Source organism: Phytomonospora endophytica, assembly GCF_014202425.1.
In the GTDB taxonomy this organism is placed as follows: Bacteria; Actinomycetota; Actinomycetes; order Mycobacteriales; family Micromonosporaceae; genus Phytomonospora; species Phytomonospora endophytica.
Genome location: NZ_JACHGT010000012.1, coordinates 182,100 through 208,565 on the forward strand (window position 1 = coordinate 182,100; position 26,466 = coordinate 208,565).

28 protein-coding genes are annotated in these 26,466 nt (G+C 72.1%); 14 read left to right on the forward strand and 14 right to left on the reverse strand.

Translation table 11 applies throughout. The annotated features are described in order from the left end of the window. Window positions 1-568 precede the first annotated feature (568 nt). Both HNR73_RS26200 and HNR73_RS26205 read left to right on the forward strand, forming a co-directional pair. The gene (locus tag HNR73_RS26200) at window positions 569-2,248 is read left to right on the forward strand and encodes a hypothetical protein (RefSeq protein ID WP_184790284.1); all 1,680 of its coding nucleotides are present in this window, start codon (window positions 569-571) and stop codon (window positions 2,246-2,248) included. Between the two features lie 202 nt (window positions 2,249-2,450). Beyond that, window positions 2,451-2,609, forward strand: coding sequence for a hypothetical protein (locus tag HNR73_RS26205; protein ID WP_184790285.1), 159 nt, complete (start codon window positions 2,451-2,453; stop codon window positions 2,607-2,609). A 55-nt stretch (window positions 2,610-2,664) separates the two neighbouring features. On the opposite strand, the gene HNR73_RS26210 is transcribed toward HNR73_RS26205, so the two are convergent. Beyond that, complete coding sequence (locus tag HNR73_RS26210; RefSeq protein WP_184790286.1) at window positions 2,665-3,972, reverse strand: PTS transporter subunit EIIC; 1,308 nt, start codon at window positions 3,970-3,972, stop codon at window positions 2,665-2,667. A 128-nt stretch (window positions 3,973-4,100) separates the two neighbouring features. Here HNR73_RS26210 and HNR73_RS26215 point away from each other — a divergent pair, with 128 nt between their 5' ends. From HNR73_RS26215 to HNR73_RS26235, 5 genes are read left to right on the forward strand one after another with little or no spacing between them, the layout of a single operon-like run. Further along, window positions 4,101-4,337 carry a PTS sugar transporter subunit IIB gene (locus HNR73_RS26215; RefSeq protein ID WP_184790287.1) on the forward strand — a complete coding sequence of 79 codons (237 nt, stop codon included), beginning with the start codon at window positions 4,101-4,103 and terminating at the stop codon, window positions 4,335-4,337. Between the two features lie 2 nt (window positions 4,338-4,339). Further along, window positions 4,340-4,786 carry a PTS sugar transporter subunit IIA gene (locus HNR73_RS26220; RefSeq protein WP_184790288.1) on the forward strand — a complete coding sequence of 149 codons (447 nt, stop codon included), beginning with the start codon at window positions 4,340-4,342 and terminating at the stop codon, window positions 4,784-4,786. 11 nt (window positions 4,787-4,797) lie between these two features. Next, complete coding sequence (locus tag HNR73_RS26225; protein ID WP_184790289.1) at window positions 4,798-5,058, forward strand: HPr family phosphocarrier protein; 261 nt, start codon at window positions 4,798-4,800, stop codon at window positions 5,056-5,058. A 2-nt stretch (window positions 5,059-5,060) separates the two neighbouring features. Next, window positions 5,061-6,770, forward strand: a complete 1,710-nt coding sequence (ptsP, locus tag HNR73_RS26230) for a phosphoenolpyruvate--protein phosphotransferase (protein WP_373316650.1) — start codon at window positions 5,061-5,063, stop codon at window positions 6,768-6,770. A 51-nt stretch (window positions 6,771-6,821) separates the two neighbouring features. Further along, complete coding sequence (locus HNR73_RS26235; RefSeq protein ID WP_184790291.1) at window positions 6,822-7,451, forward strand: UbiX family flavin prenyltransferase; 630 nt, start codon at window positions 6,822-6,824, stop codon at window positions 7,449-7,451. Window positions 7,452-7,458: 7 nt separating this feature from the next. Here HNR73_RS26235 and HNR73_RS26240 read toward each other — a convergent pair whose 3' ends face one another. Next, the gene (locus HNR73_RS26240) at window positions 7,459-8,373 is read right to left on the reverse strand and encodes an aminoglycoside phosphotransferase family protein (protein ID WP_184790292.1); all 915 of its coding nucleotides are present in this window, start codon (window positions 8,371-8,373) and stop codon (window positions 7,459-7,461) included. Window positions 8,374-8,420: 47 nt separating this feature from the next. Then, complete coding sequence (locus HNR73_RS26245) at window positions 8,421-8,621, reverse strand: BldC family transcriptional regulator (RefSeq protein WP_184790293.1); 201 nt, start codon at window positions 8,619-8,621, stop codon at window positions 8,421-8,423. A 137-nt stretch (window positions 8,622-8,758) separates the two neighbouring features. On the opposite strand from HNR73_RS26245, the gene HNR73_RS26250 reads away from it, so the two are divergent. The 3 genes from HNR73_RS26250 (at window position 8,759) to HNR73_RS40900 (ending at window position 12,935) form a co-directional block, all read left to right on the forward strand. Beyond that, the gene (locus HNR73_RS26250) at window positions 8,759-9,220 is read left to right on the forward strand and encodes an Lrp/AsnC family transcriptional regulator (RefSeq protein ID WP_184790294.1); all 462 of its coding nucleotides are present in this window, start codon (window positions 8,759-8,761) and stop codon (window positions 9,218-9,220) included. A 95-nt stretch (window positions 9,221-9,315) separates the two neighbouring features. Further along, window positions 9,316-10,404 carry an L-cysteine desulfhydrase Cds1 gene (cds1, locus tag HNR73_RS26255; RefSeq protein ID WP_184790295.1) on the forward strand — a complete coding sequence of 363 codons (1,089 nt, stop codon included), beginning with the start codon at window positions 9,316-9,318 and terminating at the stop codon, window positions 10,402-10,404. A gap of 212 nt (window positions 10,405-10,616) precedes the next feature. Continuing rightward, entirely contained in the window at window positions 10,617-12,935 is a 2,319-nt protein-coding gene (locus HNR73_RS40900) for an ATP-binding protein (RefSeq protein WP_184790296.1), read from the forward strand. A gap of 228 nt (window positions 12,936-13,163) precedes the next feature. Here HNR73_RS40900 and HNR73_RS26265 read toward each other — a convergent pair whose 3' ends face one another. After that, the gene (locus HNR73_RS26265) at window positions 13,164-14,249 is read right to left on the reverse strand and encodes an FAD-dependent monooxygenase (protein ID WP_184790297.1); all 1,086 of its coding nucleotides are present in this window, start codon (window positions 14,247-14,249) and stop codon (window positions 13,164-13,166) included. 87 nt (window positions 14,250-14,336) lie between these two features. Between HNR73_RS26265 and HNR73_RS26270 the strand changes: the two genes are divergently transcribed. Both HNR73_RS26270 and HNR73_RS26275 read left to right on the forward strand, forming a co-directional pair. Then, complete coding sequence (locus HNR73_RS26270; protein WP_184790298.1) at window positions 14,337-14,939, forward strand: TetR/AcrR family transcriptional regulator; 603 nt, start codon at window positions 14,337-14,339, stop codon at window positions 14,937-14,939. A 226-nt stretch (window positions 14,940-15,165) separates the two neighbouring features. Continuing rightward, window positions 15,166-15,702 (forward strand): hypothetical protein, encoded by a 537-nt coding sequence (locus tag HNR73_RS26275; protein WP_184790299.1) that lies wholly within the window; start codon window positions 15,166-15,168, stop codon window positions 15,700-15,702. Here HNR73_RS26275 and fahA read toward each other — a convergent pair. Together fahA and HNR73_RS26285 are read right to left on the reverse strand one after the other, a co-directional pair. After that, complete coding sequence (gene fahA, locus HNR73_RS26280) at window positions 15,699-16,910, reverse strand: fumarylacetoacetase (RefSeq protein WP_184790300.1); 1,212 nt, start codon at window positions 16,908-16,910, stop codon at window positions 15,699-15,701. The genes HNR73_RS26275 and fahA overlap by 4 nt on opposite strands. Next, the gene (locus HNR73_RS26285) at window positions 16,907-17,752 is read right to left on the reverse strand and encodes a hypothetical protein (RefSeq protein WP_184790301.1); all 846 of its coding nucleotides are present in this window, start codon (window positions 17,750-17,752) and stop codon (window positions 16,907-16,909) included. The genes fahA and HNR73_RS26285 overlap by 4 nt, the downstream gene beginning before the upstream one ends. Before the next feature lie 151 nt (window positions 17,753-17,903). Here HNR73_RS26285 and HNR73_RS26290 point away from each other — a divergent pair, with 151 nt between their 5' ends. Next, window positions 17,904-19,088 (forward strand): homogentisate 1,2-dioxygenase, encoded by a 1,185-nt coding sequence (locus HNR73_RS26290; protein WP_184790302.1) that lies wholly within the window; start codon window positions 17,904-17,906, stop codon window positions 19,086-19,088. Window positions 19,089-19,175: 87 nt separating this feature from the next. Here HNR73_RS26290 and HNR73_RS26295 read toward each other — a convergent pair whose 3' ends face one another. Further along, window positions 19,176-19,958, reverse strand: coding sequence for an alpha/beta fold hydrolase (locus HNR73_RS26295; RefSeq protein WP_184790303.1), 783 nt, complete (start codon window positions 19,956-19,958; stop codon window positions 19,176-19,178). 103 nt (window positions 19,959-20,061) lie between these two features. Here HNR73_RS26295 and HNR73_RS26300 point away from each other — a divergent pair, with 103 nt between their 5' ends. Then, entirely contained in the window at window positions 20,062-20,925 is an 864-nt protein-coding gene (locus HNR73_RS26300) for a helix-turn-helix transcriptional regulator (RefSeq protein ID WP_184790304.1), read from the forward strand. Here the strand turns inward: HNR73_RS26300 and HNR73_RS26305 are convergent. From HNR73_RS26305 to HNR73_RS26335, 7 genes are all read right to left on the reverse strand, one after another. Continuing rightward, complete coding sequence (locus HNR73_RS26305; protein WP_184790305.1) at window positions 20,922-21,572, reverse strand: hypothetical protein; 651 nt, start codon at window positions 21,570-21,572, stop codon at window positions 20,922-20,924. The genes HNR73_RS26300 and HNR73_RS26305 overlap by 4 nt on opposite strands. Then, on the reverse strand, window positions 21,569-22,483 hold the full coding sequence (locus HNR73_RS26310) for a hypothetical protein (protein WP_184790306.1): 915 nt from the start codon (window positions 22,481-22,483) through the stop codon (window positions 21,569-21,571). Before HNR73_RS26310 ends, HNR73_RS26305 begins: the two co-directional genes overlap by 4 nt. 23 nt (window positions 22,484-22,506) lie before the next feature. Next, window positions 22,507-23,490, reverse strand: a complete 984-nt coding sequence (locus HNR73_RS26315) for a tetratricopeptide repeat protein (protein ID WP_184790307.1) — start codon at window positions 23,488-23,490, stop codon at window positions 22,507-22,509. Further along, on the reverse strand, window positions 23,487-24,011 hold the full coding sequence (gene ispF / locus HNR73_RS26320; RefSeq protein WP_184790397.1) for a 2-C-methyl-D-erythritol 2,4-cyclodiphosphate synthase: 525 nt from the start codon (window positions 24,009-24,011) through the stop codon (window positions 23,487-23,489). The genes HNR73_RS26315 and ispF overlap by 4 nt, the downstream gene beginning before the upstream one ends. A 112-nt stretch (window positions 24,012-24,123) precedes the next feature. Next, a complete protein-coding gene (locus HNR73_RS26325) occupies window positions 24,124-24,330 on the reverse strand; it encodes a hypothetical protein (protein ID WP_184790308.1) in 207 nt (68 codons plus the stop codon). 269 nt (window positions 24,331-24,599) lie between these two features. Continuing rightward, a complete protein-coding gene (locus HNR73_RS26330) occupies window positions 24,600-24,806 on the reverse strand; it encodes a hypothetical protein (RefSeq protein ID WP_184790309.1) in 207 nt (68 codons plus the stop codon). Window positions 24,807-25,528: 722 nt separating this feature from the next. Next, a complete protein-coding gene (locus HNR73_RS26335) occupies window positions 25,529-25,693 on the reverse strand; it encodes a hypothetical protein (protein WP_184790310.1) in 165 nt (54 codons plus the stop codon). Window positions 25,694-26,466 lie beyond the last annotated feature (773 nt).

Here is a 26,466-nt window from a genome sequence, read left to right on the forward strand (position 1 = left end):
CGCACAGGACCAGTGGGGCGCACCGCCGCCTCCTCCGGGTGCGCCCGCTTCGGGTCCCCCGGCGCAAGACCAGTGGGGCGCACCACCGCCCCCGCCCGTCTCCGGACCGCCGAACCAGTGGGGTGCACCGCCCCCACCTCCCGGCGCTCCCGCTTCGGGTCCTCCCGCGCAGGACCAGTGGGGTGCTCCGCCGCCTCCTCCGGGTGCGCCCGCTTCGGGTCCTCCCGCACAGGACCAGTGGGGCGCACCGCCGCCTCCTCCCGGTGCGCCCGCTTCGGGTCCACCCGCCCAAGACCAGTGGGGCGCACCACCGCCCCCGCCCGGGCAGGGTGGCTGGCAGCCGCCTCCGCCTCCTCCCGGTGCTCCCGCGTCCGGGCCTCCGGCCCAGGACCAGTGGGGCGCACCCCCGCCTCCGCCGCCCGGCGGAAACCAGTGGGGCACGCCTCCGACCTCCGCACCCCCCGCCGACCAGTGGGGTACTCCTCCTCCGCCTCCCGGCGGTGACCAGCAGTGGGGTACTCCCCCGCCGCCGCCCGGTGGCGAGCAGCAGTCGTGGCAGGCACCGAGCATGCCGCCGCCTCCCGGTGGCGACGCGCCTTCGTTCGGCGTGCCCGGCGCGTCGGCGGCCCCGCCCGCTCCGCCGGTCGAGGACTCTCCGTGGCCGACTCCGCCCGCCGCTCCCGAGCAGCCCGGCGCGTGGTCGCCGCCTCCGGCCGAGGCGCCCCCGGCGTTCTCCATGCCGGGCGACAACAGCGGTGCCCGTCCGGACGAGCCGGCGGCCTCCGCTCCCGTCGACGACCCGGAGTTGCCTCCCCTGCCCGAGTTGCCGCCGGTCGAGAAGGACCTGACCGACAACGACGAGGACTGGGAGCTCCCGCCGCTGCCCGAGCCGCCGCCGATCGGCGAGAAGCTCGACGTGGCCGCCGAGGCGCCCCCGGTCGACGCGGGTCCCGCCGTCGATCCCGACGCTCCCCCGCCTCCGCCGCCCGCCGAGGGTGGCGCGATCTGGGAGGGTGCCGCACCCGCGCCGGCCCCCGCCGAGCCGCAGATCTCGGCCGAGGAACAGGCCATGCTCGACGCGATCGGCACCGACGTGGACGACGAACCGGTCGCCGAGGCGCCCGCGCCCGCCGCCGAGCAGCCGCCCGCCGAGGCACCGTCCTTCGGCATCCCGAGCACCGAGGGCGGCGACAGGTTCGCTCCCGAGGCGCCCGCCGCCGGTGGCGACGAGCAGTTCGCGCCCCCGCCGCCCGCCGAGGCCCCGTCGTTCGGCATTCCGAGCGCCGAAGGTGGGGACAGGTTCGAGCCCGAGCAGCCCGAGGCTCCTTCTTTCGGTGTTCCGAGCGCCGACGGTGGCGACCGCTTCGAGCCCCAGCAGCCCGAGGCCCCCTCCTTCGCCGTACCCAGCGCCGACGGTGGCGACCGCTTCGAACCGGAGGCGCCCTCGTTCGGCGTGCCCGGTTCGGACGCCGGTGGCCGCTTCGACCCGCCCGCCGCCGAGCAGCCCGCGGCCGAGGCCCCCTCCTTCGGGGTCCCGAGTTCGCATGGCGGCGACAGGTTCGAACCGGAAGCTCCGTCCTTCGGTGTTCCGAGCTCCGACAGCGGCGAGCGTTTCGAACCCGAGCCGCCCCCGGCCGAGGCACCCTCCTTCGGTGTCCCCAGCTCCGACGGTGGCGACCGCTTCGAGCCCCAACAGCCCGAAGCCCCCTCCTTCGCCGTACCCAGCGCCGACAGCGGCGAGCGCTTCGAACCCGAGCCGCCCCCGGCCGAGGCACCGTCCTTCGGTGTCCCCAGCTCCGAGCCCGCCTCCTACCCGCCGCCCGTCGAGGCGCCGGTCGCGGAGTCGGCCCCGGCCCCGGGCTACGCGCAGTACACGCCGCCCGCGGCACCCGTCGACACGCCCGACATCTCCGAATGGAAGGCGCCCGGCGAGCAGCCCGCGCAGGGCGGCGACGCCTGGGCCTCCCTGGCCGAGCCCTTCCAGCAGCAGCCGGAGCAGCCGTCCGCGCCGCCGCCTCCGCCCGCGCCGCCGGAACCCGCACCGTCGAGTTCCTGGTTCGCCGACGGCGTCAACGCCGGTGACGGTGCTCGCGGTGTCGCGACCGTTCCCGCGGCCAACCGCCTGAACGCCGACGAGCTTCCCGCCCGTCTGCCGATGGCGACGCCGCGCACCTACGGTCGCCCGCCGGAGCCCGAGCTGCCGTGGCCTCCCATGCCGGGTGGCGGCGATGGCGGTCCCCGGACCTAGCGGCCCCCACGCCGGGGGGCCAGAGGAGCAAGCGAGCCCGCCGGCTGCCACGGGTACACCGTGGCAGCCGGCCAAGGGCCGGATCTATCGTGCGACGGGGGCCTACGACGAGCCCCAGACCCTCCCCAACGGCTTCACGCCGCCCCAGCCGGTCCTGCCCAGGACGAAGGGCCCGTGGGCGCTGACGCACCTGACGACGTCCTTGACCGGCGACATCCTCGGCGGCCACCGCGAAGGCCCCGGCCCGGCGAAGCCGCCCGAGCGCGGCACGATGGGCCGCATCGCGGTCGGCATGGCGATCGGGATCCTGCTGCTGGCGGCGGTCGGCGCGCTCGGCGCCTGGCTGCTCGGCCTCTTCTAGCCGCACGAAGAACCGGCCCCGGGAAACCCCGGGGCCGGTTCCTCACACGTGCGGTCTAGGTGGAGTTGGCCGCCTCGGCCTCCTCGTCTTCGGCCTCGCGGCCCGGCGTCGGCAGGTTCAGCTTCGTGATCAGCAGGTAGAAGACCAGGAAGTACACGACGAAGTAGACGAGCCCGATGAGCAACAGCAGCAGCGGTCTGTGCGTGTTCGACTTGCTGAAGTTGAGCAGGTAGTCGATGAGCCCGGCGGAGAAGCCGAAGCCGATCTTGATGTCGAGGGCCGTGACGAGGGCCAGCGAGACGCCGCTGAGCAGGACGTGCAGGCCGAAGAGCAGCGGCGCGACGAAGATGAAGGAGTACTCGACGGGCTCGGTGATGCCGCAGACGAAGGCGGTCAGCGCACCGGAGATCATCAGGCCGCCGACGACGGCCCGGTTCGCCGGGCGGGCCGCCCGCCACATGGCGAGGGCCGCGCCGGGGATGCCGAACATCAGCACCGGGAACCAGCCGGCCATGAAGGTGCCGGCGCCGTCCTGTCCGGCGAAGTAGCAGTTGAGGTCGCCGTGCGCGACGACGCCGTTGACGTCGCAGGTCGGGATGGTGAACCACACGATCGAGTTGATGATGTGGTGCAGGCCCATGGGCAGCAGCAGACGGTTGATGACGCCGTAGACGCCCGCACCGACCACGCCGTTCTCGGTGACCCAGTCGCCGAAGTTCGCGATCCACTGCCCGACGACGGGCCAGACCCAGCCGAAGATCACGCCGAGGAGCATCGCGGTGACGGCGGTGACGATCGGCACGAAGCGGCGGCCGCCGAAGAAGGACAGCCACTGCGGAAGCCTGATCCGGTGGTACTTCTGCCACAGCAGCCCGGCGATGATGCCGATCATGATGCCGCCGAGGACACCGGTCGGGTTCATCATGCCGATGTTCAGTTTCGGGCTGATCGAGCCGTCGGCGGCGACGACGTTCTGCAGGACCTGGTCGCGGATGCGCGACTCGCTGAACATGGCCTTGGTGACGCGGTCGAAGACGAGATAGCCGACGACGGCCGCCAGCGCGGTCGAGCCGTCGGCCTTCTTGGCGATGCCGAGCGAGACGCCGACGGCGAACAACAACGGCAGGTTGTCGAAGAGGACCTGACCGGCGGCGGCGAGGACCTTCGCGACCGGCAGCAGCCACTCCCAGTGCGCGCCGAGACCGTCCTTGCCGAGCATGTCGGGCTGCCCGAAGCGCAGCAGCAGCGCCGCCGCCGGCAGCACCGCGATGGGCAACATGAGGCTGCGCCCGAACTTCTGCAGGAACGCGAAGGCAGCCGATCCGCCTTTGGCGCTGTCACCTGTCGCCGCCGTCGCGCTCATCGGACGCCCCCCGTCACCTGGTCGACATTGACGCGATCATAAACAGATGGCCCGACAACTCGGGCATTTCCGCGTTAAATAGACCACGGGTGGGCGCCGGTCGCGCCCGAAGGCAGGGGGAGCCCGACATGGACAAGGCCGAGGCCATCATCGCCGCGCTCGGCGGCGCCGAGAACATCGAGGACCTGGAGCCCTGCGCGACGCGCCTGCGCACCGAGGTCAAGGACGCGTCGCTCGTCGACGAGGGCGCGCTCAAGGCCGCCGGCGCCTACGGCGTGCTCAAGGCGGGCACGAACGTGCAGGTCGTCGTCGGGACCGACGCCGACAACATCGCCAGTGACATCGAAGAACTGATGGAGGGCTGACGATGACGTCGGTAGTCGCACCCGTCGCCGGGAAGGTCGTCGGCCTCACCGGCGTGCCGGACCCGGTCTTCGCCGAGGGCATGGTCGGTCCCGGCAGCGCCATCGACCCGGTCCGCGGGCCGGGCGTCGCCGTCGCGCCCATCAGTGGCGTGATCCAGAAACTGCACCCGCACGCCTACGTCATCGTCGACGACCTGGGCCGCGGCGTCCTCGTCCACCTCGGCATCGACACCGTGAAGCTCAACGGCGAGGGCTTCCAGCTGCTCGCCGAGGAGGGCGCGCACGTCGACGCCGGCGCCGAGATCGTGCGCTGGGACGCCGCCGCGATCGAGGCCGGGGGCCGCTCGCCGATCTGTCCGGTGATCGCCCTCGACGCCGATCGCGAGCGCGTCACGGTCACCGCCGACGGCGAGGTCGGCACCGCCGATCCGCTGTTCACCTGGGAGTAGAGGAGACAACCGTGGCTGAGCGCCAGATCAAGGTCACCACCGAGGTCGGGCTGCACGCGCGGCCCGCGGCGGTGTTCGTGCAGACCGCCGCCGAGTCGGAGGACGAGGTCGGCCTCACCAAGGACGGCCGCCGCGTCAACGCCAAGAGCATCCTCGCCGTCCTCGGCCTCGACGTCCGCAACGGCGACGAGATCTCCGTCGACAGCTTCGACGAGACGATCGTCGACCGCCTCACCGCGCTCGTGTCGCAGGCACCGGAGGGCGGGAGTTGACCGTGACCGACATCGCGAACGTCACCGGCGTCGGGGTCAGCCCCGGCGTCGGTGCCGGTCCCGTCCGCGCCATGGCCGCCGCCGTGCCCGAACCGCCCGCCGGGCAGCCGCTCGACGGCGACCCGGCCGAGGCGAAACGGCGGGCCGCCGAGGCCTTCGCCGCCGTCGGCGCCGACCTCGACGCGCGTGCGGCCGCCGCGGCCGCACGCGACCGCGCCGAAGCCGGTGAGGTCCTCGCCGCGCAGGCGATGATGGCCCGCGACCCGAGCCTGGCCGAGGTCGCCGGGCAGCGGATCGACGGCGGCCTCGCCGCGCCCAGGGCCGTCCACGAGGCCTTCGGGACCTTCCGCGAACTCCTCGCCAAGGCCGGCGGGTACATGGCCGCGCGCGTCACCGACCTCGACGACATCCGCGACCGCGTCCTGGCCGTCCTCACCGGCGCGCCCATGCCCGGCGTGCCCGTCGCCGACGAGCCCTTCGTGCTCGTCGCCCGCGACCTCGCGCCCGCCGACACCGCCCTCATCGACCCGGCCAAGGTCGTCGCCTTCGTCACCGCCGAAGGCGGCCCGACCAGCCACACCGCCATCCTTGCCCGCACCATGGGCATCCCCGCCGTCGTCGCCGCGCCCGCCGCGCTCGACCTGCCCGACGGGACCCGCGTCCTCGTCGACGGCGCCACCGGGGTCATCACCGTCGACCCCGACGAGGACGCCGTCCGGCGCGCCACGCAGGCCGCCGACGCGCTCGCCGAGGCCGTGTCGGCCGCGAAGGGACCCGGGCGGACCGCCGACCGCAAACGCGTGCCGCTGCTGGCCAACATCGGCGGACCCGCCGACGTCGAAGGAGCCCTCGCGCACGGCGCCGAGGGCGTCGGGCTGTTCCGCACCGAGTTCCTGTTCCTCGACAGCGCCGAGGCGCCGACCTTCGAACAGCAGGTCGCGACCTACCGGAAGGTGCTGTCGTCCTTCGGCGACGGGCGGGTGGTCGTCCGGACCCTCGACGCGGGCGCCGACAAGCCACTGGCGTTCCTGCCCACGGGGGAGGAGCCGAACCCGGCCCTCGGCGAGCGCGCGCTGCGGATGATGCGGCACCACCCGGACATGCTCGACACGCAGTTGCGGGCGCTCGCGGAGGCCGCGCGCGGCCTGTCGGCGGACCTGTGGGTGATGGCGCCGATGGTCGCCGACGGCGATGACGCGGCCTTCTTCGTCGACGCGGCCCGCGCGGCCGGGTTGACCGAGGAGGCGGCGAAGGTCGGGGTGATGGTGGAGATCCCGGCGGCGGCGTTGCGTGCGCGGGACTTCGCCGGGGGCGTCGACTTCTTCAGCATCGGGACGAACGATCTGGCGCAGTACGCGTTCGCCGCGGACCGGCAGCTGGGGGCGCTGGCGCGCTTCCAGGATCCCTGGCAGCCGGCGCTGCTCGATCTGATCCACGCGACGGCGGAGGCGGCCAACCGGGCGGGGAAGTCGTGCGGGGTGTGCGGGGAGGCCGCGGCCGATCCGGCGCTCGCGTGCGTGCTGGTGGGGCTGGGCGTGTCGAGCCTGTCGATGAGCGCGCCCTCGCTGCCGATGGTCAGGGCCGTGCTGGCCGCTCACACGGTCTCGCAGTGTGTGCGCGCGGCCGATGCGGCCCGGCGCGGGACTTCGGCCGACACCGCGCGTGAGCTGGCCCGGGCGGCGTTGCCGGGCCTGTCGGCACTGGGGCTGTGAGTCGTGCCGCCCCGTGCCTCCCGCGTGGGGCCTGTGCGGCACGCTTGAGTCATGCGCAAACCGTGGATCGTCGGGATCTCTGGCGCGTCGGGCACGCCTTACGCGAAGGCCGTGCTGGGCGGGCTGCTCGACGCCGGGCACGCCGTGGACCTGGTGGTGTCGCGGGCGGCCCGGCTGACGCTGGTCGACGAGACGGGCGGGACGATCCGCGACGCGCACTGGAAGGACGACCTGGGCACGTGGCTGGGTCGCGACCTGGCCGCCGACGACGTCGCCTACTGGCCCGCCGGGGACTTCGCGGCCGGGCCTTCGTCGGGGTCGTACGCCGTGCACGGGATGGTCGTGGTTCCGGCGTCGACGGCGGCGTGCGCGGGGATCGCGCTGGGCCTGTCGAAGGACCTGTTGCAGCGGGCGGCAGATGTGAACCTCAAGGAGCACCGGCCGGTGATCGTGGTGCCGAGGGAGACGCCGGCGTCACGGAGTCACCTGGTGCACCTGCTGGCGCTGCACGACGCGGGCGCGACGGTGCTGCCCGCCTCCCCCGCCTTCTACGCGGGGGCGACCGACGTACAGCAGCTCGTGGACTTCGTGGCGGGCCGGGTGCTGGACGCGGCCGGTGTCGCGCACAGCCTGTACCAGCGGTGGCGCGGTGAGCTGGGGGCGGCGAGGCTGGAGGGCTAGGGCGCCTTCAGAGCCCGAAGACCGCCTCGGCGAGCTCGTCGAGGGTGGCGATGTCGTCGACGGGGAACATGCGGGGGATCAGGTGGAAGTTGTCGAAGCCGCCTCCGTGCTGTGCGACGCCGACGGCCTGCCTGACCAGGGACATCGCCATGGCCCGGCGGGCGAAGTCGTCGGCGACCGGCCAGTTCGCGCCGTTCAGGAAGGCCCGCAGCAGCGTCGTGTCGCAGCGGAAGGTGGACAGGTGGATCTTGGCGAGTTCGTTGTGGCGGTCGATGACGAGGGCGTCGCCCCAGTCGATCAGTCCCGTCACGCGTCCGCCGGCGACGAGGATGTTGCCTTCGAAGAGGTCGCCGTTGCCGAAGACCGGGTCGTCGGGGGCGACGTCCGCGACGAACGCGGCGGCCTGTTCGACGAGGCGTTTCGGCATCGCGGAGCGGGTGTGGGCGGCCTCGAAGTCGAGGGGCGGCCGGCCGGCGAAGCGCTCGATGTGCGGCCCCGGGTCGAGGGCGTGGAGGCGCGCGATGTGGGCGCCGAGGTCGGCGGCGGCCGAGGTGAGCTCGGCGGGCGTCATCGCCGCGTCGGCCCAGGTCGTGCCGGGGACACGGGTGATGACGAGGTAGGGCCAGCCCTCCCACTCCCCCGAGGCGAGCAGCCTCGGGGCGGCGAGTTCGGCGTCGCCCGCGAGGACCTCGTAGGCGTGGAGCTCGGCGGTGTGCGCGCGGCGCCATGCGCCGGCGTGACCGTAGAGCTTCACGACGAGGTCACCGACGAGGATCGTCGGGTACGAACCGCCTTGGGCGGCCCGCGGTTCGCCGGTGGGCGTGAGCCCGTGGCGGCGCAGGACGGCCCGGGCGTGCGGCCACCAGTGGTCGAGGTCGCCGAGGCTTTCGCGGTATTCGTCGGGGGAGGCGAAGGTGATCACCGCGGAAGTATCGGCGGGCCGCTACCCGGTGGGCAAGCCCTCAGGCGTCACGGCTGCTCGGGCGGCGGTCCCCCGCGCTCCCCGAAGAGCAGTTTCTTGACCTCCGACTCTCGGAACCTGCGGTGGCCACCTGGCGTGCGGATGCTGCTGATCCGGCCGGCGGCGGCCCAACGGGTCACCGTCTTGGGGTCGACGCGAAAGAGCGCCGCCACTTCGCCCGGTGTCAACAAGCGGTCTTCACTGTCCATTGACGTGCCCCCCTGCCCCTTGCGCCCCTTCAGGCGGAGTCCACCCCCATTAGAGCACCAAGCTCCTGAATATGCACCAAACCGGCAGGATCAGGCGTCTTCGTCGTCGGTCCGCTGCGTCCACTAGGGTCGCAGCCATGGATGACATCGACCGTCGGCTGCTGGAGATGCTGCGCGTGGACGGCCGCCGTTCCTATGCCGAGCTGGCCCGGCAGGTGGGTCTTTCCGCCCCCGCCGTGCACGACCGGATGGGCCGGCTGGAACGCAACGGCGTGATCACCGGCTACCGCGCCGAGGTCAACCCCGAGGCCGTCGGCCTGGGTGTGACGGCCCTGATCGGCATCCAGGAGCGGACCGACACCGAGTACTCGGTGGTCACCGACGCGCTGGAGCAGATCCCGGAGGTCGAGTCCTGCTATTTCCTGGCCGGTGAGGAGTCGTTCCTCATCAAGGTGCGGGTCGGGGCGATCGGCGAGCTGGAGCAGCTCGTGAACCGTCTCAACCGGCTGCCGGGGGTCGCGCGCACGCGGACGGCGATCGCGCTGTCGACGAAGTGGGAAGCCCGGCCGCAGCCCCTCGGCACACCCAGGGAGGAGTGAGGCGCAGTCCACTCCGCACCCCGATTGGCCGCGTCGGCGGCCGCCCCCGGCGGCTATGTTGACCAGGCAGAAGCGATCATCACCCGGGGAGCGCCATGAAGACCGTCGACCGATGTTGCGACAAGACCCGAGGCTGGGTCAACGAGGCCATCGCGAAGGTCCACGCCGACGCCAACCGCAGCGCCGACACGCACCTGCTGACCTTTCCGCTGCCCGTGGAGTGGGGCGTCGACCTGTACTTGAAGGACGAGTCGGTGCATCCGACGGGCAGCCTGAAGCACCGGCTGGCGCGGTCGCTGTTCCTGTACGCCTTGTGCAACGGGTGGATCACCGAGGGGACGCCGGTGATCGAGGCGTCGAGCGGGTCGACGGCGGTGAGCGAGGCCTACTTCGCGCGGATGCTGGGGCTGCCGTTCATCGCGGTGATGCCGCGGTCGACGAGCGAGGAGAAGGTCAACCTCATCGAGTTCATGGGCGGCACGTGCCATCTGGTCGACGATCCGGCGACGGTCGTCGACGAGGCGCGGCGGCTGGCCGGTGAGCGCGACGGGCATTTCATGGACCAGTTCACCTACGCCGAGCGGGCGACGGACTGGCGTGGCAACAACAACATCGCCGAGTCGGTGTTCCAGCAGTTGAGCGCCGAGCGGCATCCGGTGCCGACGTGGGTGGTGGTCGGCGCGGGAACGGGCGGGACCTCGGCGACGATCGGGCGTTACGTTCGCTACCAGGGGCATCCGACGAAGGTGTGCGTCGCCGACCCGGAGAACTCGGCGTTCTTCGCCGGGTGGAGCGAGGCCAACCCGGCGGCGACGGTGCGGGGCGGGTCGCGGATCGAGGGGATCGGGCGGCCGCGGGTGGAGCCGTCGTTCATTCCGACGGTCGTGGACCGGATGGTGCAGGTGCCCGACGCGGCTTCGGTGGCGGCGCTTCGGGTGGCGTCGAAACTTCTCGGCCGACGGGTGGGCGGTTCGACGGGGACGAACCTGTGGGCGGCGTTCGCGCTGATCGGCGAGATGCGCGCGGCCGGTGTCGCGGGGAGCGTCGTGACGCTGCTGTGCGACTCGGGCGAACGCTACGGTCACAGCTATTTCGACGACGGGTGGGTCGCGGCGCAGGGCATGGACCTGGCGCCGCACGAGACGGCGATCGGCGAGTTCCTGCGGACGGGCGACTGGGCGTGAGTGTTGGCGCCTCGCATCGTTTGAATCTCCCCCAGATCGAACGATGCGAGGCGGCCCCACCCCCGTACTCGTGCCTCGTGCACCATTGATTGAGCACACATCGGCGACGCTGCGTCGACCCGTCCGGACGCTCCCGTACGTTCCCGTACAGGCACCGGCTACGATCGCAAGCCCCGGCACGGCAGGAGGCGCCGTCGCAAAGGAGCCAGATCGTGACGCCGAACGACCCCGCAGAACGCCCCGATCCCGCCCGGGTCGGCTCATCGGCGGATCTCGCGCGGGAACTGCGTTTACTGAAAATGTGGGCCGGTGACCCGTCGTTGCGGGCACTGGCGAAACGGACGGGCGTGCCCGCCTCGACCTTGAGCGACGCGCTCAACGGGAGCCGTCCGCTGCCGAGGCTGCCGGTGCTGCGCGGCCTCGTCGAAGAGCTGGATCCCCCGTCCGGCAAGGCATGGGAGGCGGCGTGGCGGCGGGCGAGGGCGGCCGATCTGGGCGTCCGCGATCAGCCGGCGGAGCCGGGTGTCCCGACGCCGAGACAGCTTCCCTTCGACGTCCGGGGATTCATCGGCCGCGAGTCGCTGTTGCGGCAACTCGACGACCTGCTCGACCCGTCGGGGCGACCGCCGGCGGCGGTGCTGTCGGCGCTGACGGGCAGCGGCGGCGTCGGGAAGACGGCCCTGGCCGTCCACTGGGGACACCGCGTCGCGGGACGTTTCCGGGACGGGCAGCTCTACGTCGACCTGGCCGGTTTCGGGCCCGGGAAACCACGTACGGCGACGGAAGTGCACGGGCTCTTCCTGCGCGGCCTCGGCGTTCCGGCGTCGTCCATCCCCGTCAACGCCGACGAGCGCCTCGCGCTCTACCGCAGCCTCACCGCCGATCGCGCCCTGCTGGTCGTCCTCGACAACGCCGCCACCCCCGAGCAGGTGCGGCCGCTCCTCCCGACCGGACCCGACTCCTTCGCGGTGGTGACGACCCGCCACGCCTTCACCGGGCTGCGGGCACGGGACGGCGCGGTGCGCCTGTACGTCGACCTGCTGACTCCGGCGGAGGCGCTCTCCCTTCTGGGGGACCTGATCGGGGACCGGGTCACGGCCGAACCGGAGGCCGCATTGTCCTTTGTGGAGCGTTGCTCGCGGTTGCCGCTGACCCTCCGGGTCGCCGCCCGGCACGCCGCCGACCGGCCCGGGGACACCCTCGCCGAACTCGTCGCGGACCTGTCCTCACGCGAACTGGACTTCTTCGCCGACCCCGGTGATCCCTACAGCGACGCGCGGGCGGTGTTCTCGTGGTCGCTGGAGAAGCTCGACGCCGACGCGGTCCGCCTGTTCCGGCTCATCGGCCTGCATCCCGGCCGCCGCGTCGACGCGCACACCGCCGCGGCACTGGCCGGAATCTCCTACGAGGACGCCGAACAGCGGCTCGGGACGCTCCTGCACGCGCACCTGATCGACGAGACCGACGCGCCGGAGAGCTACGGGACCCACGACCTGCTGCGGGCCTACGCCGCCGAACTCGCATCCACTTTGGACACCGCCGCCGTCGACGCGGCCCGCGAGCGGCTCGCCGACTACTACGTCCACACCACGGCCAACGCCAAGGACGCCGAACACTCCTGGGACCCCTGCGACCACAGCGTTCTGCCGGGTTCTGACCACCACGCCCGCCGCTTCGAGAACAGCGTCGACGGGGCCGCGTGGCTCGACGCCGAACTCGACGACCTGGTCGCCGTCACCGCACAGGCCGCCGCGCACGGCCGGCGAGACCACGCGCAGTGGCTGTCGTCCCTGCTGTGGCGCCGCCTGCACCTGCATTCCCTGCACGACCAGGGAATGGCGATCCACCGGCACGCCTTCGAGGTCGCCGAGACCTACGGCGACGACGTCCACGCGGGTGCCGCGGCCTTCCGCATCGGCGACGTCTGGTGGCGGATCGGCGGGTACGCCGAGGCACTGGAGTGGTTCGAGCGGGCACGGGAGCACAAGCGGCGGGCCGACGACAAGCGAGGCCTCGGTCATGTGCTGAGCGGCCTCGGGACCGTGCACCTCCTCACCGGCGACCTGGGCGCCGCCCTGGAGTGCTACCGGGAATGCCGGGAACTCGCCGCGGCCGTCGGGGCCCCCGACTCCGAATGCGTCGCCATGCACAACCTCGCCGAGGTGCACGCCAGACTCGGCGAACACGAGGCCGCGCACGAACTCTTCGCCGAGGTCGTGGCGCTCGCCGAACGGCACGACCTGCGCGACGCGCTCGCGACCGCGCTCATCGGACGCGCCACGGAACTGGTGCGGCTGGGCGATCCGGCCGCCGCCGAGGCCGACCTGCGCCGGGCGGGAGAACTGGCCCGGGAACTCGGATCGGAGGACCTGCGGGCGCAGATCCTCCTCGCGACGGGGATCGCGCTCGCGGCACGCGGTCGGCGACCGGAAGCCGAGGGCCACCTGCGGCGGTCGCTGCGGATGTTCGTGGAGCTGGGCAACGCGGCGGGACAGAGCGAGGCGGCCCGTGAACTGGCGAAGGTGGAGTGAGGCCTGCCCGGTCCTTTGCTGCGCCGCGCTGAGCAGCGGTTCGATCCGCGTTGTCACGTGCCCGTGCGAGTCGGCGCTCATCGCCGGGGCCGCGGGTCGCGTGGACGCGACGAGCCGTGCCGAGACGGCGCGGAAACCTCCGCCGCGGGTCGCCCGGCGGTACCGTCCGCACGAGCTGCCGCGGCCCGCCGCCGCCCTGCGCGGCCCGACTGTCCACAATGGCGTCGGCTAGCCCCGGGCCGGAACCGTCCCCGGGTCGAAGTCGTACAGCCAGCCCGTGGCCCGCTCGTAGAAGCGCGGGATGAACAGTCCCATCATCACTTCGTTGAGGCGGCGTTTGAGCGGGCCGGCGGTCTTGGCGCCGGTGTTGTCGCCGGCGGTCTTGAGGACCTTGGCGACGCGGTCACGGCGTTCGGCGGCGTAGGCGGCGAACGTGTCGCGGCCGAGACCGTGCCGGGCGAGCGCGAGGGACAGTACGACGGCGTCCTCGATGGCCATGGCGGCGCCCTGTCCGGCGCCGACGGGGTGGACGGCGTCGCCGACGAGGACGACGCGGTCGTCGTGCCAGCGGGTGACCTCGCCGAGGACGTGGTGCCTGATGGGGCCGCCGGCTTCCGTCGCGGTGGCGAGGATCCGGGCGACGTGGGGCGTGTCGCGGTAGAGGTCCACAAGGGACGGGACGGGTTCGTCGCCGTGGATCTGCGCGCTCCACCAGATGCGTCCGTCGGGCGATTCGACGTGGATGAACGCGCCGGGGGCGGCGAAGGTCATGTTGAACACGCCGGTCTCGCCGGTGCCCGGACTGAAACCGGAGACGCTGTACAGCCCGGCGTAGCGGGGTTCGCCGACGCCGGGGGCGAGGTGGGCGCGGGTCGCCGACCAGATGCCGTCGGCGCCGACGACCAGGTCGGCGTCCACATCGGACGGTGAGGGCACCCGTCGCCCGGTCTCGATCCGCACCCCCGCGTCGATCGCGGCCCGGCGCAGCGTCTCCACCAGGGCCCCGCGCATGAGCGTGACGCTGTGCATGTCGTCGGCTGCGCGGCGGCCGCGGGCGACCTCGCCGAGGAGCCTGCCCCCGGCGCCCCACATCCGCTGTGTGGGCACGTCGAATCCGGCCGCGCGGATCGCCGGGAGGCAGCCGAGGCTCTCCAGCCCGCGCAGGCCGTTGGCGGCGAGGCTCAGGTAGGAGCCGACGGCACCGGCCGGTTCGGCGTAGGCCTCGACGACGTCGACTTCGGCCCCGGTGGCGCGGCGGACGGCGAGCGCGGTGGTGGCGCCGGCGACTCCGCCGCCGATCACGGTGATCTTCATGATCTCTCATTTCGCTGAATCTGGATTCGGTGAACTGTGATTCAGTATGCTCGTTGGTATGGTCCCCGTCAACAGAGGAGGCGAGACGTGACGGGCGTGCGCAAGCGGCGGGCCGGGGAGACCGAGGCGGCGCTGAAGGAGGCCGCCCGGCGGCTGTTCGTCGAACGCGGCTTCCTCAACACGAAGATCACCGACATCACGAAGGCCGCGGGCCGCTCGACGGGTTCCTTCTACGAGCACTTCACGGGCAAGGACGAGCTCCTCGCGGCGCTGCTGTCGGACATGCGCGGCGCGGCCGGCGCGGCGATCACCGAGCACCCGCGCGACCACGACCTGAGCGACCGCGACGAGCTGCGCGCCCACCTGGCCGTGGCGTGGGGCGTGTTCCGGGAGAACCTGCCGGTCGTCGTGGCACTGTTCCAGTCGATGGTCGCCGACGAACCGGGCTCGGGCCGCGCCTGGCGCGACCTCGCCACCGACACCGACATGCTGCGCGAACACCTGGAATGGCTGGCCGAACGCGGGCACGCCCTGCCCGGCCCGCCACGGATCCTCGCGCCCGCCATGGGCGCCATGCTGGCGATGCTGGCCTACGCGGTCATGACGACCGACGAGGGCCCGGGCCTGTCGGACGCGGAGATCGTGGAGGCGCTGACGGGGTTGCTGCACAAGGGATTGAATGGTGATTGAGTGAGCGCGAACTGACTCTCCGCACGTATCATCTGCGCGTGGTGAGTGCGCTAAAGGTGCCGGACACGACCGATCCGGACAAGGACATGGCCCGAGAGGCGAACGCGATCGCGCGTCGAAACCTGCGGGTGAGCAGGAAAGCGGCATGGGCCGCCATCGCGAGCGCGGTCATCGCGGCGGTGGTGGCGGTGCCCGTAGTGCTGACGTGGTGGAGCGATCCCCCGCTGTGGAGGAGCGTTCCGAGTGGACGGCCGAGATTCTCGACAGCCGTGCCACCGTCCCACGTGACGACGACCGCTCGTGCCCCTGGTACGGCTTCGACCTCGACGCCGTACCGACGAGCGGCACGTGGCCGATACACCTGGTGACCTACCCCTCGGAACACATAGATCTCGCCTGGTACTTCTGTTCCGAGCTCGACATACCCTCACTGGCGTGGGTCGGCACCGACTACTCCACATGGGGCGCTGCCGCCGCCGGTGCTCTCCCCGCCGACGCCGGCCCGTCCCCCGAGGACTGCCACGCCGCCGCGCTGGGCGACGCCCTCCCGGAGTGGAGGATCGAGGAGTACTCGGGCAAGGAGAAGGCCGCCTACGGGACATCACTCTGTCTGCTGTCCAACCTCGGCCGACTCGCCAGGGTGACCTTCACGGAATGTGCCGTCTCCGCGCGGGGCCGGCTTCTCGACGTCGGTCTGCGGATCAGTGTCTGGACCCGGACCGGCGGTGGACCCGCGCCCACCGCCGCCCCTGAACCGTCCTAGTGCGAATGCACCGTCCCCACGACCTCGCCCAGCCCGATCATCCGCCCCTCGGTCCCCATCGCCGTGGCGTTGAGCTCGACGGTGTCGCCGTCTTCGAGGAACGTGCGCGTCGCCCCGTCCCCCAGCGTCACCGGTTCCTTGCCGCCCCAGGTCAGCTCGATGAAGCTGCCGCGCTGATGCGCCGCCGGTCCCGACACCGTCCCCGACGCGTACAGGTCTCCCGTCCGCAGTCCGGCGCCGTTGACCGTCATGTGCGCCAGCTGCTGCGCCGGCGTCCAGTACATGTCGGCGAACGGCGGCCGGGACACCTCGGTCCCGTTCCACTTCACCGAAAGCCGCAGGTCGTAGCCGTAGCGATCCTTCTCGATCAGGTAGGGCAGCACCTCGGGATCCTGGACGGGCGCGGTGATCTCGGCGTCGTCGAGCGCGTCGAGCGGCGTCACCCACTGCGACACCGAGGTCGCGAAGGACTTCCCGAGGAACGGCCCGAGCGGCACGTACTCCCAGGCCTGGATGTCGCGCGCCGACCAGTCGTTGACCAGGACGGCGCCGAAGACGTGCTCGCGGAACTCGTCGACGCCCGCCGGGTGCCCCAGTACGGTCGGGACACCGACGACGAAGCCGACCTCGGCCTCGATGTCGAGCCGCGCCGACGGCCCGAACACGATCTCCCCGTCCGGTGTCCTGCGCTGCCCCTGCGGGCGCACGATCGGCGTCCCGCTCGGCACGACCGTCCCCGCGCGGCCGTGATATCCGACCGGCAGGTGCTTCCAGTTCGGCAGCAGCGCCTCCGAATCCGGCCGGAACATCCTGCCGAGGTTGGTGGCGTGATGCTCCGATGAGTAGAAGTCCACGTAGTCGGCGACCAGGAACGGCGCGTGCATCGTGACCTTGGCCAGCGGCGTCATCATCGGCCGGATGTGCGGCTCCATGCCCGGGTCGGTCAGCACCGACTGGACCTGTCCCCGCACCGTCGACCACACCTCGCGCCCCCGCGCCATGAAGGCGTTGAGCGTCGGCGCGCGCAACGCGCTGCACGTCGGGCAGGTGGCGCACTGACCGCTCTCGGCGACCCGGCGCAGATCCAGCACCTCGTCCCCGATCCGGACTCCGAGGCGGGCGGCGGAGTCGTTCGGGGTGGAGAACACGCCATAGGGAAGGTTCTCGACCCCGTAGCGACTGTCGACGGCACTGGCGACCCACGTCATGGCTGTACAGGCTCCTCAATCAGCCCGAGACCGATCAGGTCATCGAGCGGTTCGGTGACGCTGCACGACCCGAATCCCGCCCACAACGGGCGCTCGCGGTCACGCAGCTCGTACGTAACGTCAACGAGCGGACGGGGATCAGTGTGACGCAAGGCTTCAGCGACCGTCGCGGCATCCGCCCCCTCGGCGGCCCGCACGCACGCGAGCAGCACGTTCAGGAAGCCGTGATGGGTGAACCCGGTGGCGCGGTCGGTGTGCCGGGCGGCGTGGTGCAGACCCGCGGTGAGCTTGAGCCGCATGTCCCGCTCGACGCAGGCGACGATGACCACGGCGAGCTCGTCGGGGGTCGGGAACAGCTCGGCGAGCAGCCCGCCGGTGCGGAACTTCGGGGTGATCACGGTGCCGACGAAGGTGTCGAGGGCCTCGTGCAGACCGAAGGTCAGGGGGATCTCGCCGTAGACGAGCGCTTCGCCCCATTCGCCGACGGTGGCCTTGAGCTCGGCGGCGCCGGGCATCGGGTCCTCACCGCGTTTGGCGACGGGGGCTTCGATCTGGGCGACGCGGACACCGGCGGGGAGTGCCGCGACGGCCTTGGTGACGGCGCCGATCCCGGTGTCGGCGACGACGCCGATGCGGAACTCGCCGTCGCCGTCCCAGTGACGGTCGAGGAGGGCGGGCAATTCAGTGAGTTGACTGGTCTTCACCAGCAGCGGGCCGACGAGTTCGCGGTACCACCTGACGCGATGATCGAGGTGGGCGCGCACGGCGTCGGGGAGGGACGCGCTGCCTGGTGGGAAGACCGCGGCGTCGTCGACGAAGCCGCGGAAGAGGGTCGGGATCATGCCCAAAGGTAGCCCGGTTGACACGGGCACCCACGGTAGTCGATGCTCCAAAGGGAGGACAAGGGCGCGGGGGCCACGAACCAACCGTACTGTTGTCCGAGTTCGGCGCCGCCGGAAAAATACCGGGGCGCACCTGCGAGGAGGGGCGACGATGCCTTACTACCGCCGGATCGGCGAGATCCCGCGTAAGCGCCACACCCAGTTCCGGCAGCCGGACGGGTCGCTGTACGCCGAGGAACTGATGGGCGTCGAGGGCTTCTCCTCCGACTCCTCGCTGCTGTACCACCGGCACCTGCCGACGGCGATCACCGCCAGCGACGTGTTCACCCCGCCGCAGCCGCTGACCCGTGAGGCGAACCTCCCGCTGAAGCCCCGGCACCTGTCGACGCACAAGCTCGACGTGAGCGGCGCCGACCCGATCCTCGGCCGGCAGCACCTGCTCGCCAACGAGGACTGCCGGATCTCCTACGCGGTCGCCGACACCCCGAGCCCGCTGTACCGCAACGCCATCGGTGACGAGTGCGTCTACGTCGAGTCGGGCAGCGCGCGCGTCGAGACGAGTTTCGGCGCGCTCGACATCGGCCAGGGCGACTACCTGATCATCCCGACCTCGACGATCCACCGCATCGTGCCCACAGGGGACGGTCCACTTCGGACACTGGTAATCGAGGCGACCGGCCATATCACCCCGCCGAAGCGCTACCTGTCGGTGCGCGGGCAGCTCCTGGAGCACGCGCCCTACTGCGAACGCGACATCCGCGGCCCCGAGGAGCCGCTGCTCGTCGACGGCGAGGAGGCCGAAGTCCTGGTGCAGCACCGGATCCGGGGCGGCATCGGGTGGACGAAGTTCACCTACGCGAACCACCCCTTCGACGTCGTCGGCTGGGACGGGCACCTCTACCCGTGGGTGTTCAACATCGCCGACTTCGAGCCGATCACCGGCCGCGTGCACCAGCCGCCGCCGGTGCACCAGACCTTCGAGGGCCCGAACTTCGTCATCTGCTCCTTCGTGCCGCGCAAGGTCGACTACCACGAGCTGGCGATCCCGGTCCCGTACAACCACCACAATGTGGACAGTGACGAGGTCCTGTTCTACACCGGCGGGAACTACGAGGCCCGCAAGGGATCGGGCATCGGGCAGGGCTCGATCTCCCTGCACCCCAGCGGTTTCACGCACGGCCCGCAGCCGGGCGCGGCGGAACGGGCGATCGGCGTCGACTACTTCGACGAGCTCGCCGTCATGGTCGACACCTTCCGCCCGCTGGACCTGTGCGACGCGGGGCTACGGTGTGAGGACCCCGGCTACGCGTGGACGTGGGCCCGGCGAACGGGTTAGGACTGGCCCTGGTGAGACCCGGGACTCCTTGAGTCCCGGGTCCAGGGACGGAGTCCCCGGTGGGTCTGGGGCTTCGCCCCAGCCGGTCTAGGGCCGCACGAGAAACCCTTCCACGAGCTCGACCAGCTCCCCCGCCGCCTCCACCCTCGCCACGTGCCCGGACCTCAACTCCGCGTACTCGCTCCCCGCGATCCCCGCGTGCAACCGCCGCGAGTTCGCGACCGGCACCAGCACGTCCTCCGTACACCCGATCACCAGCGTCGGCGCCGTGACCAGCGGCAACAACCCCTCCACATCCGTCCGCGTGTTCAACTCGAACTGCCGCAACCGTCCCGGCGTCGGCACGAACCCCCGCGCCAGCTCGTCCACGGCCTCCGACCCGATCACGTTCAGGTACCGGTGGCTGTAGGCCGTCAGCATCGCGTACCGCGCGAACGCCTCCGGCAGCTCCGCCAGCGCCAGGAACTGCTCCATGGTCTGCCGCACGTACTCGTCCCCCTTCCCGGTCCAGCCCGCGAGCGGCACCAGCCGCCGGACCAGCTCCGGCCGCGTCGCCGCCAGCGCCACTGCGACCACCGCCCCCAGCGAATGCCCGACGACGTCGACGGCGCCGAGTCCGGTGTCCTCGATCACGGCGGCGAGCTGCCCGGTGAGCAGTTCCAGGGTGAGCGGGGAACCGTCGTCCACGGCGAGGTCGCTGCCCGACAGGTCGGGCAGGATGACGGTGTGCCGGTCGGTGAAGCGATCGATCAGGGCGTCCCAGGTGACCGAGCCGCGCCCAGTGCCGTGCACGAAGACGAGTCCGGGCCCCGAACCGAAAACGCGGTAGGGGACGGTGGCGGTGCCGATGGTGAGGGTCTGTGTCGTCATGCCCTCGACCATGCCCCCGTTTCGGCCCGCTGTGAATCGGACCGCTCTGCCTAGGACCGCCGGTCCCTGGCACGCGCTTGATCGAAAGCGCAGGATGGAACCCATGACCGCCGCCGACCGCCCCGAACTCGCCGACTTCCTGCGCCGCTCCCGCGAACGCCTCTCCCCCGCCGAGGTCGGCCTCCCCGAAGGCCCCCGCCGCCGGACCCCGGGCCTGCGCCGCCAGGAAGTCGCGCAACTCGCCGGGATGTCGGCCGACTACCTCATGCGCCTCGAACAGGCCCGCAGCCCACAGCCATCACCCCAGATCCTCGCCGCCCTCGGCCGCGCCCTGCGCCTGACCGTCGACGAACGCGACCACCTGTACCTGCTGGCCGGGCACCGGCCGCCGGCGGGCGAGCTCGCCGGTCACCACATCGGCCCGGCGCTGATGTACCTGCTCGACCAGCTCGCCGGGGTGCCCGCCCAGGTGGTGACCGACCTCGGCGACGTGGTGGCGCAGAACGCGCTCGCGGAGGCGGTCTTCGGGTGCGTGTGCACGGTCGAGGAGGGCCCGGACCGCAACATCGCCTGGCGCTGGTTCACCGATCCTTTCGTGCGGGAGGCCTACCCGGTCGGGGAGCACGAGCGGCACGGTCGCGAGGTCGTCGCCGACCTGCGTTCGGCGGTCGCGAAACGCCGTGGGGATCCGGCGGCGGCCGCGCTGCTGAAGCGTCTGCGGGCGGCGAGCGCGGAGTTCGCCGGGTTGTGGGAGCGGCACGAGGTGGCCATGCGGCGGCGCAGCCGGATGCGGGTCGTGCATCCGGAGGCCGGGGCGATGGAGTTCGACTTCGAGGCGTTGCTGACACCCGCCGAGGACCAGCGGTTGCGGGTGTTCACGCCGGTCCCGGGCTCGCGGACGCATGAGGCGCTGGAGTTGCTGAAGGTGGTCGGCGCGCAGACCGCGCACCGCAGCCACCGGTCCTAGGAGGCACTGGGTTCGGGCAGGTCGGGGTAGGTCTCCGACAGCGACAGTTCCCGGGCGTTCTCGGCGAGCGCGACGGCGATGGCGGCCAGTCTCGCCTCGGCGTCGCCGAGGGAGAACCAGCGGGTTTCGGTGAAGGCGAACTCCACGACGACGCTGAAGACGCCCGACGTGAAGCAGGTCCACATGGGGTGCTGTCCACCGGCGGTGCTCTCGTGGAAGACGATGCTGCGGTCCCATTCCTCGCCCGCGCCGGTCACCGGCGGACCGTCCCATTCGAGGCAGCGCGAGTCCTCGAAGCGGTCGCTGGACTCGATCTCCAGCTCCACGACGACACTGTTGTGCTCGGGCGAGGACTCGCCGGGGAAGCCCCATTCGTTGCGGCACCAGGCGTTGGCGACGCGGTTGCCGGTGTCGGGCCAGTAGCCGTCCCAGGAGGGCGTGTCGATCGGCGCGAGGGTGGTCAGCACCGACCAGTCGATGCGTTCGCAGACGGCTCCGGTGGCGATGTAGCCGTCGTGTTCGAGGACGACGTCGAGCGTCGGGCTCGGAGCGGCGTAGGAGGTGTGCGGGTACGGCACGGGTCTGCCGGTGCAGCCGCTCAGGACGAGGAGGAACGCGGCGGCGATGACCTCGAAGGTCCGCCTCACGACGACATCGTGCTGGCGGTCATCAACCGGTCGGACTCCAGCAGGAACACGGCGATCAGCATGCGGGCCTCCTCGGGGGTGTGGGCCTCGAAACGCACGAGGCGCCCGCCGAGACCGATCACAGCGTAGGCGAGGCGCGTGCCGTCGACTCCGGTGATCTCCCACGACGAGCCCAGCCCGCCGGAGTGCACCGCGCGGGCGCGTTCGGCGCCGTCGGGCCCGCGGATGGAGACGGTGAGCTTCGTGCCCGCCGCCGAGCGGACCTGACCGAGCGGGCGGCCGTCGGCGTGAGCGACGTGCACGGTGACGACGGCACCGTTCCCGGACAGCCGCGCCTGCGGCAGGACCGAGCCCGACTCCTCGCGGCGCAGCCGGTACCAGGCGGTCCCGCCGGGCGGGCGCAGCTCGGTAAGGACGCGCTTCTCCCGGTGGGCGAACCACAGACGCGTACCCCGGCGGTCGCGGACGCCTTGGCGGTCGACGCGCCAGACGACCTGCCCGGTGGCGGTGTCGACGTCGAAGCGGCGCAGCTGGGCCCGTCCGCGCACGACGACGAGGAGGACGATCACGACGGTGGCGAGGAGGGCGACGTCGACGGTGGCCCCGATGATCAGGCGCGGCCAATTCGTGGCCCAGCCGCCGCTGTAGGCGCCGAGCGGTCCGGCCTGGACCCGCACGGTCTCGCCTTCGTCGGACCGGTGAGGGCCGGTGATGTAGCCGGTCTCCTCGGTCCCGTCGGGGAGGGTCCAGGTGCCTTCGCAGTCGCCCCAGAGGAAGCCGGAGCAGTCGGCGAGGTACGCGGGCACCCGTTCCGAGGTCAAGGTCACCAGCACGGCGCCGGAGTAGGCGTTCCCGATCAGGAAGAACAGGCCCACGATCGTGGCCGCGAGAACGCGCGTGCGCAGTAACATCCCGCGAGGCTAACCGAGGTGCGCTAACGCCCGCGCATCACGAAGGCGTACAGCGCGACGAAGCCCAGCAGCATCGTCAGCGCCAGCAGGAACGGCGAGGCGATCACCGCGTAGCAGAGCAGGACGACCGGTGCCGCGCCGACGCAGGCGAGCGCGACCTCCAGCCAGCGGTCGGAGCCGTCGAGGCCTTTCAGGATCGGCATGATCGGCTGAGGCAGCCGCCGCACGGCCAGGCCCAGACCGAGGCCGCCGACGATCGCGAACACCGCGGCGAGGATCCGCGCGGTGGCCGCGGCGCCGCCCGACAGCAGCGCGATCATCAGCGGCGCGGCGATCGGGAAGGCCGCGCCGTAGCGGACGAGGGTGGCGAGCCGGTCGGTGACGGCCGGTTCGTGTTCGTGGACGAGGGGCTCGCCGACCTTGGACTCGCTGCGGCCGAAGTTGAGGTGCAGTTGTTCGGAGATCCGCCAGTTGCCCTCCTCGTCGGAGCCGAGGCGTTTGGCGGCGCGGCGGGCGCGTTCGGCGAGGTCGTCGAGACCGAGTTTCGCGGCGATCGCGGCGAGCGCGGCGTGCGGTTCGGGCCGGTCGGGGGCGAGCCGGATCGCCTGCCAGGCCGCGTCGAGGGCCTCCTGGCCGTTGCGGGCCTTGCTGCGGATCAGCGCGTAGTGCATGTGCCGCCACCAGGCGAGGCGGTCGACGTCGAGGAGCTTCTCGGCGGCGGTGACGGCCTCGTCGACGCGGCCGAGGGCGGCGAGGGCGTAGCCGCGGATGCGCAGGGCCCGGTCGTCGGCGGGGTCGAGGGCGAGGGCGGCGTCGGCGGCGGTCAGGGAGTCCTCGGGCTGCCCGGCCTCCAGCTCGACGATGGCGAGGAGGGACAGCGCGTCGACGTTGTGGGGGTGGTGCAGGAGGGCCGCGGCGAGTTCTTCGCGGGCCTCGTCGTAGCGGGTGAGCTCGATGAGGAGCTCGGCGCGGGAAATGTAGCCCTCGACCTCTTCGGGCGGGTTCACGCGGGACTGCCCACCGTCGGCTCGTCGGTGGTGCGGCCTTCGCCGAAGGTGTGGTCGCGCCGGTCGGAGTAGACGAGGGCGACGGCGGTCGCGGCGAGGCCCTCGCCGCGGCCGGTGAAGCCGAGGCCGTCGGTGGTGGTCGCGGAGAGACGGACGGGCGCGCCGACGGCCTCGCTCATGACGCGTTCGGCCTCGGCGCGGCGGGGACCGACGCGGGGTTTGACGCCGACGACCTGGACGGCGATGTTGCCGATGTCGTAGCCGATGGCGCGGACACGGCGGGCGGATTCGACGAGGAGGCTCACGCCCGAGGCGCCGGACCATTCGGGGCGGGAGGTGCCGTAGTTGCTGCCGAGGTCGCCGAGGCCGGCGGCGGACAGGAGCGCGCTGGAGGCGGCGTGGCAGGCGACGTCGCCGTCGGAGTGCCCGTCGAGGCCGTCGACGCCCTCCCAGAGGATCCCGGCGAGCCAGCAGGGGCGGCCTGCGGCGAAGGCGTGGACGTCGGTCCCGGTTCCAACCATTGGCGTGAGCACGTATCCGAGAGTAGCCAGTGGCCCTGAGAGGGTGCTCGTGAGCAGGCCTCGGGGCGTTCGCCCCTCGCGGGGGGCGAGGGGCGAACGCGGTCGGTTCGGTTCAGCAGGGTTCGCCGGTCTGGACGCAGACCGCGCAGGTCTGGCCGCCGCTGCACGTGACCGTGCACCGCTGGTGGTGGACGCGACGGTTGCGGCAGTAGCAGTAGACCCAGAACTTCTCGCCGTGATCGGGATCGCACGCACCCGCCTCGGCGTGGGGCAGGACGATGGACAGCAGGCGGTCGGCGACCGGGTTGATCATGCGCATGGTGATCTCTCCTTCGGAAGCACCGCGATGGGCGCTCCCCCGTGATTTCCTTGATTCCGCCGTGGCTTTTTGGGCACGCGAAAATCCGCGATGCCCCATGACCGAAATCGCCTCGAAAGAAGAGGTCCATCGAAACGATTCGACGGCGAGAATCGCCATTTCTTCGGTTTCTTGTCCGAGTCTCAAGGACCCGTCATTGACCGAACGCGCCAACACACCGTCCCTCCCGGCCGGATCCTGGAGGGACGGTCGTCAACCGTTCAGTGCGATCAGCAGTGGATGCCGCTGTTGGTGCAACTCCCGCAGGTCACGTTGCCGAGGCACTGGACGGTGCAGCGCTTCGTGAAGACGCGGTGGTTCTGACACCTGCAGTACGAAGGCCACGAGTCGCCGTGCTCGGGGACGCACGCACCCGCGCGAGCCTTCGGCAGTACTGCGGACAGGAGGCGGTCGGCCGCCGAATTGATCAAACGCATTCCTGATCACTCCTTTGAGGGAGCCCTCAATTGATCCCCCGTTGGAATCGTTTGTGGGTGCGGGCAAATTAGCAGCGAGAGCCGACACAGTCGAGAGCTCGGAGGGAATTCCGCGTGGATTCTCGCGAGCGGAAACGATCAAGCCCGGCGCATTGGTAACGATTCACCAGGGCGTTCGGACGCAGAAAGGTGCTTTTCGGTGCCGGCCGGGGAATTAGGAAAGTCGCGACGATATGCGGTTCCATGGCGGTTGCCGTCACCCGTCCGGGTGACCTGGACGACGGGCGGTGGCGAACGGCTCCCCACACCTGGCATCCCGCGCGCGAGTGGCCGGCAGGGCGGGACCTTCGCCCGGGCTGTCGCATGGTGGACCGGCGGGGCACTCTTCGCACCGTCCTCCCCTTCGAAGCCTCGCCCCCGATACCCGCGACACGATCGCCCGGCGGAATCCCCGCCGCGCGGCCCCTGCGCGCCGGCGCGACGCGCGCGGGACGGTTGCGAACGACGCCAGCGCGGTCGCCCGCTGGCAAGCGGCGAAGGCTTCCTCGCCCCGGGCGGGCAGCCCGCCGCGGGGCCTGCGCTCCCGCCGGGCCTGCGCTCCCGCCGGGCCTACGGCGTCGCGGACAGACGAAGCATCCCTCGCCGGAGCCCTTCGGCACAGACGCCCACCGGAGTCTCACCCGCGTGCCCCCGGCGAACCGCATCGCGCGCGGACGACACGGTCAGCAGGACAGGCGGGCGTGCCAGGTCTCCGGCTCGCCCAGCACCGGCAGCGGCGCCAGCGCTATTCGCCAGGCGGCAAACGGCAGCCCCGCACGCAGGCGGGACGACGCCACGGCGGCGAGGCTTCCCCGCCCCTGGCCTCCCGCGACCGCGTAACTCCCCACAGCGGCTCTCGCACGTGCGCCTTCGCACCTGCGCTCCCGCCCGGCCCACCGCATCGAGGGCAGGCGAAGCACCTTTCTCGCCGTGACCCCTCCCGTCACCTCGCCGCCGCGGCCCTTCGACACCACCGCGCGCCGGAGTCCGGCCCGCGCGACCCCTGCGCGCCGACGCGACGCGCGCGGGACGGTTGCGAACGACGCCAGCGCGGTCGCCCGCTGGCAAGCGGCGGCCACTCGCGCCGAGGCGGCACAGCGGCGAAGGCTTCCTCACCCCAGGCCTGCAGCCCACCGCGGGGACTTGCGCCTTGCACTCCCGCCCGGCCTACAGCGTCGCGGACAGACGAAGCACCCTCGCCGCCGCAGCCCTTCGGCCCGAACGCCCACCGGAGTCTCACCCGCGCAGGCCCGGCGAACCGGCACGGCACGAGCGACGACAGGGTCAGCAGGGCGGGCGTGCCACGCGTGAGGCCGTGTGCGGCGGTGTGGGTTCGACGTGGTCAGACCAGGACGGCGTTCGAGCCGCGGCTCCCCCGGCACCGGCACCCGCGCGTCCGCGAACGGCGGCTACGCCCGGGGCGGCACGCCGGCGAACTGCGCCACCAAGCACCTCGGCGCCGGGGCGAGCAACACCCACGTACCCGAGCCGCCTCCCGCCCGCGCCCCCGCCCGCCGAGCCCCGGCACGCCGGCGAACTGCGCCACCAAGCACCTCGGCGCCGGGGCGAGCAACACCCACGTACCCGCGTCCCGCCCGCCGAGCCCCGCCCGCCAGCCGAG